Genomic DNA, 9,381 nt, shown 5'->3' on the forward strand with positions numbered 1-9,381 from the left:
ACATGGAAAAACAGGTCATCTACCGCGACCGTCAAGAGCTGCAGGCCGCCGATCTCAACAACAGCCAGCAGTGGGCAGACGAGGCCGGCCGTCACCTGGTGACGGATGCCATCACACCTGAGCGGCAGTTCGTCGGCCTGACCGTCACCGCTCGCAGTGCTACCGAAATCGAGGTGTCTCCTGGCCGTCTGTATGACGGCCCGAGCGGCAAGGTCTACGCCATCGAGAGCGCCCAGGTGCACTCGGTCTTTGCGATGCTGCCGCTGCAAGACCAGAAATGGCTGGCGGTATCGGTATTCGGCCAAGAAGAGGACACCGACATCCAGCCGCGCGACTTCCTGATCGACCTTCAAACGCGCGAAGTCGAGCCCGAAGCCGTGGCCATGCAGCGCCGCCGCGTGGCGGTCGTGCACATCGCCCAAGGGCTGGAAAGCCCCACGCCAGAGCGACCCGAGCCGCCGACCGGCTACACGCTGCTGGCGCACGTACGGCTGTCGCCAACCGGTGTGCAAGAAGTCGTGCTCGCAACGACTCGACAACTGCCCAACCTTTTTGCCGTGGACCAGCGCCTTCGCACTGCCGAGGGCTGGATCACCCGCGCCGAGCCGCGCATCGCCCACATCATGAGCGACATCGCAGGTCTTGGGCAAAAAATCGCGCAAACCGCGACCACTGAGCAGATGTTGCAATTGGCTCAGGATATGGCCCGCGTGAAGGAGCGGCTTGAGATGCCCGACGACTACGCTTTTTACGGGGCCGACCACTTCCTGGGCAACGACGAAAGCGACACCGCGCACCCAGACTACAGCGCCCGCGCCGAAGAGGGCATCCGTCCGCCCATCGTGGGGACACAATCGTCGGCGCTGGCGCTGCTCAACCCCATCGACCCAGACGCCAGCGTATCGGCCGGCGGGCTTTTGCTGCCGGCTTACGATGAGGTGGCGCGGTTGCGCATGGAGACGCGCCGCGGCGAGATCACCATCAACCAGTATCAGTACCAGACCACCAGCATGGTGCAGCGCACCCTATCGCGGCAGCGCATCCGCTATGGGGAGACGCGCACGTATTGCACCAACACTGGGTTTTGGCGGCAGGGCGCTTTCGACCCCATCACGCGCATCTATCGACGTGGTGATGAGACCTGGGAGATCGACCCATCCGACGTGCAAAACATGCTCAGCCAAAGCGGCACCGTTCGTGGCACGCGCTTCTGGCTGGACAACTACACAGAAACGTACTGGGAAGCGGTCACCAACACCCACACCATCCAGGGGTCGCTGTTGGCGCAGACGATCTTGATGGCACAAACCGGCTGGCTGACCAGCATCGAGCTGTACTTCACATCGGTGTCACCTTCCGGCGGCCTGACCGTGCTGCTGTGCGACGCCCCGCTTGGGGTGCCGGATGAATCGCGCGTGATCGCCCGCGCTAACCTCTCGGCTTCCGCGCTGACAGGCGGATGGCTGCGCATCCCGTTCACCGACCCCGTGATGGTCGAGTCTGGCCGCCGCTATGCCATCGTCCTGTCCAGCGGCGCACCGCATCGGGTTGGCTTCACCGATGGCACTGAGTACACTCAGGGCATCTTGCTCTATCGACAGGATGGTCAGTGGCTGTCCGAAGGCAGCGCAGACCGCGACCTAATGATGCGGCTGAACTTCGCGCGCTTCCGCTCGCCGCGTACCGTCATTCAGATGCAGCCGCTGCAACTGGCAGGCGGCATCGCCGACATCGACATGCTTTTCGATGGAGTGACGCCGGATCCCACGAGCCTCGTGTTTGAGTATCAGACGGGCGGAGTCTGGCGGCCTATCACCGCAGACCGCGATCCAGTGTTCGGTGGAGCGGCCATCTTGCCCATCAGGGCGGTTTTCATCGGCACCAGCGACCTGATGCCGGCGGTGCGGCTGACAGGCTCGCAGGTGCGCGTAGCACGCACCGGCACCGGTTTCGTGCACATCAGCACCCAGCGCACGCTCAGCTATGCGTCGAGCAACATCCGCGTCCGCCTGTTGCTGGAAGACTTCGACCCGGCAGCCGGGCACACCGTCGCGTGTCAGATCCTTGCTGGCAGCACCGCCATCAACCCGTCCACCACGCGCGACGATATCGTCGATGGCCGCAGCCGCTGGCGCGAATATCGCTTTGCGCCCGCCACGCCACTGAGCAGCTACCGCATCCGCATCAGCGGCAACGGCGTCACGGCCACCGCTCCATGGCATGTGGCCGAGCGCTACGACCTGGCACTGTGACGGGAGACTGAGCGATGCCCGTGCGCTTTCCCGCCTACCGCATGCGCGATGGCATCACGCCGCTGGCGGAGGATTATTTCAACCCGGTGCTGGCCGACATCGACGCGCGTATCGCGCAGCTCGAAGACCAGCGCGCCAGTCTTCAAGGCGTGATCGATGATCTCACCGCCTTTGGCCTGCAGCGCATCGACGTGCTGGTCGGGCCGGCCATCGCCCAGACGCAGGCCACGCTCGATGCGCTGCAAGAGCTGCGTGCCGACCTGGAAGCCGCCATCGGCAACGTCGGCAACCTGGCCACGCAGGCGCAGCTTGATGCGGCCATCGCCACAGAGCAGGCTGCGCGGCAGGCCGCCATCGCCACAGAGCAGGCTGCGCGGCAGGCCGCCATCGCCGCCGAGCAGACGGCGCGGCAGGCGCTGGCTGACCGAATCAGCACCATCGAAACCCTGGTGTTTGCAGCCCTGTAAGGAGTCGCCATGAGTTATACCCAGTTTCGCAACAATTACCTGACTGAGGCGGAAAACCGTCTCGCGGCGGTCAATATCAGTACCGCCACCACCAACGAGCTGCTCGCCGCCGGGGCGCTGTACAAAATGGCGGCCGCCATCGCCGAGGCCGACCTGATCGGCCCATCGGCGCTGCGGCTGCTCGAATTGATGAGCGGCGGGCAGCTACAGACCTGGCTGCAGGACGCCGCCAACCGCGAAACCTTCGAGCGCATCCTGTCCAGCCCCGAGGCGATGCGGGCTGTGGCAGCCAGCAGCACGGCGATGCAGGCGGTGGCGGCCAGCAGCACGGCGATGCAGGCGGTGGCGGCCAGCAGCACGGCGATGCAGGCGGTGGCGGCCAGCAGCACGGCGATGCAGGCGGTGGCGGCCAGCAGCACGGCGATGCCGATGCAGGCGGTGGCGGCCAGCAGCACGGCGATGCAGGCGGTGGCGGCCAGCAGCACGGCGATGCAGGCGGTGGCGGCCAGCAGCACGGCGATGAGTGCGTTGCTGGCGAACAGCGCAGCGTGGAACACGGTCGTGGCCAGCAGCACGGCGATGCAGGCGGTGGCGGCCAGCAGCACGGCGATGAACGCTGTGCTCAACGACTCGGTGGCCCGTGGTGCTCTATGGGCCAGCAGCACGGCCTTGGCCGCGATTCAGAATGCACCCGCCGCAGTCATAGACTCGTTGCTAACCCATCCAAGGGTCAGCATGATGAACAACAACCCGTCAAACCTGACGAGCACATTCATCAGCGGCAAGAGTATGACCCTGCGGGTACGCAATACCGGCGGTTCGGACACGAACTACCTGAGGGATCTGGCCGGCGGGTCCGGTTCGGGCGATGACGTCTTCACGACCACGACCGCATGGACGACGCGCGTGCGGGCCTACAGCAACCTGCGGCACTACAACTGGAGTAATAACTACCCGTTCCAGGCTTACGTGGTGAACATGAACTAAGTAGCGGCGGACATGCAAAAAGCGATTATCGACCTCAACACCAACGCCATTGTTGGTATCGCCAACGATGGCTTCATACCTGAAAAGCACCAGTTGCTTCTTGATCTGCCGGAAGACTTCAATCCCGACGATGTAGCCGAGTGGGCCTACGACGGCCATGGGCTGACCCGCGACCCTGTGGCGCTTCTTGAGCGCGCGAAGGCTGCCCGCAAAGCGCGCATCAAGGCCGAAGCCGCTCGGCTGATCGAGGCCACGGACTGGAAGCTGGAGCGTGCCCGTGAGCGCGAAGCAGCCGGCTGGGCGACCTTGGCTGAGGTCGACGCGGTGCTGGCCGAGCGGGAGGCCATCCGCCGGTCGAGCGATGCCGCCGAGGCGGCTGTCGACGCCCTGACCGATGTTGGCAGCGTTCAGAGATTTACCTGGGCGGTGGACGTGCCTGTGGCGCCACCTCGGCGGCTCACCCACAAGGCATTCTCCGACCGCTTCACCGATGCGGAAATGCAGGCAATCCTCGCCGCCGCCGAAGCCAATGCAGCACTCAAGGCGTGGTGGGAGAAGTTCAGGCTCGCCAGCGACATCAACCTTGACGACCCGCAGACCATCGCCGGCGTGCAAGCGCTTGAGATTGCAGGCTTGATAAGCGCTGGTCGGGCGGCGGAAGTACTGGCACTGGCCGCTGTTGGTCATACCGCCTCATGACAAAGCGCAGATCGCGCGACATCATCGCTAGTTAGCGGATATCCAGAAAGGAGATAGTATGCCTACCGCTTTCCATCACGGCGTCGAGGTCATCGAGATCGACGACGGTTTGCGGCCCATTCAGACAGCTCGATTCAGCGTCATCGGGCTGGTCGGCACAGCGCCCGACGCGCAAGCGTCGGTGTTTCCGCTCGACACGCCGGTGCTGGTCGCCACCCCGCGCAGCGCCGCCGGCCTAGGCAATACCGGTACGCTGCCGCAGGCGATCAAAGCCATCCACGCGCAGGGCTACGCGCCGCCCATCGTCGTCATCCGCGTACCCGATGTGGCCGACAATCCATCCACCGCGACTGTCGACGAGCGCCTGGCCGCCGTCGTCGGCGGCATCGACACCGGCAGCGGCGCACGCACCGGCATCGCCGCGCTGGAGACGGCGCGCAGCGTGCTGGGGGTCGTGCCGCGCCTTCTGCTGGCGCCTGGCTTGAGTCAGCACAAGCTCGTCGCCGATGCGCTCATCGCGCAGGCCGACAAGTTGCGCGCCATCGCGCTCATCGACGGGCCGAACAGCACGACGGCCGCCGCGATCGCCTACCGCGCGCAGTTCGACTCCAGCCGCGCCTACCTCATCGACCCCTGGGCGGTGGCCGATGGCGACGTGGTGCCGGTCAGCCCCCATGTGGCCGGGCTGATCGCCAAGATCGACAACGAGCGCGGGTTCTGGCACTCGCCATCGAACAACCCGCTCGTGGGCATCGAGCGCCCGGCGCGGCCGATCGACTTTGGCCTCGGGCGCGTGGACTCCGAAGCGAACCTGCTCAACGAACCCGGCGTGGCCACACTCATCACCGAGCAGGGCATCCGCCTGTGGGGCAACCGCACCTGCTCGTCCGACCCGAAGTGGGCGTTTCTGTCGGTGCGGCGCACCGCCGACATGATCCACGAGTCGCTGCTGCAAGCGCACCTGTGGGCGGTGGACCGCGCCATCGGTAAGGCCTATGTGCGCGATGTGCAAGAGTCGGTCAACGCCTACCTGCGGCACTTGAAGAGCGTGGGCGCGATCCTGGGCGGGCGCTGCTGGCTGGATGAGGAGCTCAACAGCCCGGCCAACATCGCCGCGGGCAAGGTGTATTTCGACTTCGACTTCACGCCGCCCGCGCCGGCCGAGCGCGTGACCTTCCGCTCGCACCTGGTGGCCGACTACGCCGCCGAGCTCTTTGCCGCCTGATAGGAGACGATCATGGCCATCCAGCACATTCTCGCCAACCTCAACGCCTTCGTGGCTGGCAAAGGCTACCTGGGCCGCGTGACGGAGTTCACCCCGCCCAAACTCGCCCCCATCGTGCGCGAGTACAAGGCGGGCGGCATGGGGGCAGAAGTCGCCGTCCCAATGGGCGCGGTGGAAAAGCTGGAATGCTCCTTCACCCTTACCGGCTACGACCCCGACGTGCTGGCGCAGTTTGCCGTGGTGCCCGGGCGGCTGGTGCAGCTGCGCTTTACCGGCGCGCTGGTTGACTACGACGGCACCACGCGCCCCATCGAGGTCACGATGCGCGCGGTGCTTGCCTTCGAGCCGGACGCGTGGAAGCCCACCGAGGCCTCCGACCTCAAGATCACGGCCATGTGCCACTACTACAAGCTGGACATCGAAGGCCGCACGCTGCACGAGCTCGACCCGGTGAACATGGTGGCGATCATCGACGGGCAGGACCAGCTGCAGGCGATGCGCCAGGCGCTTGGGGTGTAAACCATGGGCGCCGTCACCGTCACCGTTTTGCGTCCAGGCTGGTGGCTGCCTGGGCGGGCGCTGGCTGAGGGCGAGACCCTCACGCTCGATGTCGCCACCGCCGAGGGGCTTGCCCGTCGCGGCATCGTGCGACTGCCCGATGCGGTCACCGGCGCCAGCCAGCCTGATGAAGTCGTCGCCTCGAATGCGAACAAACCGGCCCGCAAACGGGCGAAAAAGGAGGATTGAATGGATCAACAACCTGCAACCATGGCACCGCAAACCGTGCGCGTGCAGCTCTCAAGCCCCATCGAAATCAATGGGGCGAAGGTCGGCTACATCACCATGCGCGAGCCGGTGTGGGACGACATCATTGCAGCCCGGCGCAACCGCACGGCGGACGAGGCCGAGCGCGATGTGCTGCTGTTTGCCTCGCTCACCGAGACCCCGCCCGAGGTGATCCGCCGTCTGCCACTGCGGGATGTGAAGCGGCTGCAAAAGGCGTTCGATGAGCTGTCGGGTGAGGATTTTTTGCCTTGAGCGAGCAGGCCGCGCGCGAGGTCGTGCTGTGGCTGTGCCAGCAGTGCCGCCTGAGTCTGCCGCAAGCACTGGCGATGCCGCTGGCGGAGTCGGCGCGCTGGCTCAAGGCCGCGCGCGCGGTGGCCGAGCGGCAATCAGCCGCCACAGCTCGATGATTGGCTCCAGCACGATGGAGGCGGCCATGAGCGCGGCGCTGGCCATGCGCAGCGCCAGCCACAGGGCGGAGAACACCGGCACAAGCAGGATGGATGCCAGCAGGATGAAGGCCGCCGTCCATAGCAGGGCCTGCTCCCACCACGCCCCCGGCATCGGCTCGCCGAAGGCGATGGCGATGGCCAGCGCGAGCAAGGCACTGAGCGTCCACGCCGCCCCGAGTAGCCGCTCGGGGCTGATGACCGCGTTGTCGATGCGATAGACCAGCCGGGACAGGGCCATGGATACCTCCGTCAAAATCGTTCTGAGTGCCGTCGGGGCCGGGGCGGTATCGGGTGCGATCAAGTCGATTGCCAGCGAGGCCGACCGATCCTATCGCATCTTGCAGCGCCGACAGGATGAGGTCAAATCCAAGTATCGCACGCTGGCCGACAGCGTGAGCTGGTTTGGCCGCCGTGCGCAGTCGGCCACCGACATGACCATCCGGCGCATGGCCGTGCTGCGCCGGCAGGTTGAGGGGGTGCGCGCCGAAATGCGCAAGCTCGCCATGCAAGACTTGCAGTCGCGCTGGACCGACCTGGTGGCCGCAGGCGGCAGCCTCATGGCCGCACGCGGCGTGGTGGCGGCCCAGGCGCGCTCGGAAGCGGCGCTGCGCGACATCGCCATCACCGTGGGGGTGGCGCGCACGACGGATGAGGCACGGCTTGGCTCCATCGTGGAGCAGACGGCGCGCCAGACCCGGTTGTCGCTGGAGGAGGTGCGCACCGGCATGGCGCGGCTGGCGGCCGGCGGATTGTCGGATGTGGCCGAGCTCGGCCGCATGATGCCGGAAGTGGCCCGTGCGGCCAAGGCGTGGCGCGCCACCACCGAGGACATGGCCGCGCTGGCACTGGTGGCTCGCGACACGCTGGGTATCGCGGACGCGCGGCGCGCGTTCAACATCGTGGGCACCGGCGGCAAGCTGGGCGAGTTCGAAATCCCCGACATGACCCGCTACCTGCCTTCGCTGGCCCCGCAGCTGGCCGCCATCGGCTTGCGCGGCGAGAAGGGCCTGGCCCAGGGCGTGGGCTATTTGCAGGCTTCGCGCCGTGGCGCGGGCACCGCCGAGGAGGCCGCTACCAACCTCGCCAACTTCCTCGCCAAGGTCACCAGCCGGGAGTTTGCCGACCGCTGGAAAGACCTGACCGGCCGCAATCTGGCGCACGATCAGGCGCGGCTCGTAGCCAAGGGCTATGACGCCGTCGGGGCCACCCTGAAGCTGATCGAGACCTACATGAAGCGTCAGGGCAAAGGCGAGCTCATGACCAAGCTGGCCAAGGGGACGGACGCCGATGCGCAAGCCGCCATCGCCGAGCTGCAACAGGCGCACGGCCTGGGCGAGCTCTTTACCGACATGCAGGCGGCCAAGTTCATCCGCGCTGCGCTCATGTACCGCGAGTTGCAGCAGAAGGTGACCCGCGAAGCGCTCCAAGGCAACCCGCTCGACGAGGACTTCGCCCACGCCATCGACACCACCGAATCGGCCACCCAGCGGCTGGCGGTGGCTTGGGAAGGACTCACCTCGCGCATCGGGCGCGCTATCAAGCCAGTGACCGACGCGCTGCTCGGCGCGGGTGCAGTCACGCTCGAGTGGGTGAGCGACCTCATGGACGCCTTCCCGCGCGCAACGCAAGTACTGGTCACCCTAGGGGCTGCCGCGGCCGGCTATTTCACCGCCATGCGCGCGTTTAGCGTCGCCTCGGCTGCCGCCCGCGTGATGGGGCTCTCGCTGTCGTTTGGCAAGGTCACGATGGCGGTGACGCTGTTGAAGACGGCGGTCGGCAGGGCCACGGCGGCGCTGGGTAGCATGGCCGCTGGCGCGCTGGCGCGCGTCATCAGCATGGGCGGCGTGCTTGCCGCCGGGGGCAGCAAGCTTGCGGTGATGGCGGGCGCGGTCGGCTCGGCAATTGCCTCGGCCGCCGGGGTGGCGGGCCGGGCTATTCTGTGGCTTGGGCGCGCCGTGCTCCTCAACCCCATTGGCCTCACGCTCACCGCCATCGCCGGGGCGGCGTATCTGGTCTGGCGCAACTGGGAGACCATTGGCCCGAAGCTCGCCGCCGTGTGGGGGACGGTCAAGGGCGCATTTTCCTCGGCCTGGCAGTGGATCAGCGCGATGCCTGGCCAGATGCTCGCCATTGGCCGCCAGATCATCGACGGGCTACTCGCCGGTATGCGAGAGCGCTGGGCGGCCCTCAAAGAGGGCGTGAGCAACATCGGCAGCAACATTGCCGACTGGTTCAAGGACAAGCTCGGCATCCGCTCGCCGTCCCGTGTCTTTGCCGAGCTTGGCGGCCACCTGATGGGCGGCCTGCAGCTCGGGATCGAGCGTGCCGCGGGCCTGCCGCTTGCCGCGATGCGCGGGGTCGCGGCTGGGCTGGCCGCGCCCATGGCCGCGGGCGGCGTCATGATGGGCGGCCTGCAGCTCGGGATCGAGCGTGCCGCGGGCCTGCCGCTTGCCGCGATGCGCGGGGTCGCGGCTGGGCTGGCCGCGCCCATGGCCGCGGGCGGCGTCATGATGGGG

Annotated in this window: 11 protein-coding genes (1 of these 11 running past the window's edge); 10 read left to right on the top strand and 1 reads right to left on the bottom strand. The window is 66.8% G+C overall.

The features are described from left to right. The first annotated feature begins 2 nt into the window (after positions 1-2). The 9 genes from EDC36_RS12460 to EDC36_RS13205 are packed head-to-tail and all read left to right on the top strand — an operon-like array spanning position 3 to position 6,823. Positions 3-2,252 carry a hypothetical protein gene (locus EDC36_RS12460; protein WP_132963595.1) on the top strand — a complete coding sequence of 750 codons (2,250 nt, stop codon included), beginning with the start codon at positions 3-5 and terminating at the stop codon, positions 2,250-2,252. Positions 2,253-2,266: 14 nt separating this feature from the next. Next, positions 2,267-2,719 carry a hypothetical protein gene (locus EDC36_RS12465; protein ID WP_132963596.1) on the top strand — a complete coding sequence of 151 codons (453 nt, stop codon included), beginning with the start codon at positions 2,267-2,269 and terminating at the stop codon, positions 2,717-2,719. A gap of 9 nt (positions 2,720-2,728) precedes the next feature. After that, a complete protein-coding gene (locus EDC36_RS12470) occupies positions 2,729-3,706 on the top strand; it encodes a hypothetical protein (RefSeq protein ID WP_132963597.1) in 978 nt (325 codons plus the stop codon). Between the two features lie 12 nt (positions 3,707-3,718). Further along, positions 3,719-4,405, top strand: coding sequence for a hypothetical protein (locus tag EDC36_RS12475; RefSeq protein WP_132963598.1), 687 nt, complete (start codon positions 3,719-3,721; stop codon positions 4,403-4,405). A 58-nt stretch (positions 4,406-4,463) separates the two neighbouring features. Continuing rightward, positions 4,464-5,630 (top strand): phage tail sheath subtilisin-like domain-containing protein, encoded by a 1,167-nt coding sequence (locus EDC36_RS12480; protein ID WP_132963599.1) that lies wholly within the window; start codon positions 4,464-4,466, stop codon positions 5,628-5,630. Between the two features lie 12 nt (positions 5,631-5,642). Further along, positions 5,643-6,149, top strand: a complete 507-nt coding sequence (locus EDC36_RS12485) for a phage major tail tube protein (protein WP_132963600.1) — start codon at positions 5,643-5,645, stop codon at positions 6,147-6,149. Positions 6,150-6,152: 3 nt separating this feature from the next. After that, complete coding sequence (locus EDC36_RS12490) at positions 6,153-6,377, top strand: hypothetical protein (RefSeq protein WP_132963601.1); 225 nt, start codon at positions 6,153-6,155, stop codon at positions 6,375-6,377. Positions 6,378-6,398: 21 nt separating this feature from the next. After that, complete coding sequence (locus EDC36_RS12495; RefSeq protein ID WP_165902871.1) at positions 6,399-6,668, top strand: phage tail assembly protein; 270 nt, start codon at positions 6,399-6,401, stop codon at positions 6,666-6,668. Beyond that, positions 6,665-6,823 carry a hypothetical protein gene (locus EDC36_RS13205; RefSeq protein WP_161595461.1) on the top strand — a complete coding sequence of 53 codons (159 nt, stop codon included), beginning with the start codon at positions 6,665-6,667 and terminating at the stop codon, positions 6,821-6,823. Before EDC36_RS12495 ends, EDC36_RS13205 begins: the two co-directional genes overlap by 4 nt. Here the strand turns inward: EDC36_RS13205 and EDC36_RS12500 are convergent. Then, the gene (locus EDC36_RS12500) at positions 6,771-7,103 is read right to left on the bottom strand and encodes a hypothetical protein (RefSeq protein WP_132963603.1); all 333 of its coding nucleotides are present in this window, start codon (positions 7,101-7,103) and stop codon (positions 6,771-6,773) included. The genes EDC36_RS13205 and EDC36_RS12500 overlap by 53 nt on opposite strands. A gap of 319 nt (positions 7,104-7,422) precedes the next feature. On the opposite strand from EDC36_RS12500, the gene EDC36_RS12505 reads away from it, so the two are divergent. After that, positions 7,423-9,381 carry the 5' portion of a phage tail tape measure protein gene (locus EDC36_RS12505; RefSeq protein ID WP_424565386.1) on the top strand. The gene runs 312 nt beyond the window's last position, so the window shows 1,959 of its 2,271 coding nt (coding positions 1-1,959); the start codon lies at positions 7,423-7,425; its stop codon lies off the right edge, out of view.

The organism is Tepidimonas ignava (assembly GCF_004342625.1).
GTDB classification, from domain to species: domain Bacteria; phylum Pseudomonadota; class Gammaproteobacteria; order Burkholderiales; family Burkholderiaceae_C; genus Tepidimonas; species Tepidimonas ignava.

What these genes read in the sequence shown, in the direction of transcription:
- EDC36_RS12480 (WP_132963599.1), top strand. Translation starts at nt 4,464, where the DNA reads ATGCCTACCGCTTTCCATCACGGCGTCGAGGTCATCGAGATCGACGAC.
- EDC36_RS12475 (WP_132963598.1), top strand. Translation starts at nt 3,719, where the DNA reads ATGCAAAAAGCGATTATCGACCTCAACACCAACGCCATTGTTGGTATC.
- EDC36_RS12490 (WP_132963601.1), top strand. Translation starts at nt 6,153, where the DNA reads ATGGGCGCCGTCACCGTCACCGTTTTGCGTCCAGGCTGGTGGCTGCCT.
- EDC36_RS12470 (WP_132963597.1), top strand. Translation starts at nt 2,729, where the DNA reads ATGAGTTATACCCAGTTTCGCAACAATTACCTGACTGAGGCGGAAAAC.
- EDC36_RS12495 (WP_165902871.1), top strand. Translation starts at nt 6,399, where the DNA reads ATGGCACCGCAAACCGTGCGCGTGCAGCTCTCAAGCCCCATCGAAATC.
- EDC36_RS12500 (WP_132963603.1), bottom strand. Translation starts at nt 7,103, where the DNA reads ATGGCCCTGTCCCGGCTGGTCTATCGCATCGACAACGCGGTCATCAGC.
- EDC36_RS12485 (WP_132963600.1), top strand. Translation starts at nt 5,643, where the DNA reads ATGGCCATCCAGCACATTCTCGCCAACCTCAACGCCTTCGTGGCTGGC.
- EDC36_RS12460 (WP_132963595.1), top strand. Translation starts at nt 3, where the DNA reads ATGGAAAAACAGGTCATCTACCGCGACCGTCAAGAGCTGCAGGCCGCC.
- EDC36_RS12465 (WP_132963596.1), top strand. Translation starts at nt 2,267, where the DNA reads ATGCCCGTGCGCTTTCCCGCCTACCGCATGCGCGATGGCATCACGCCG.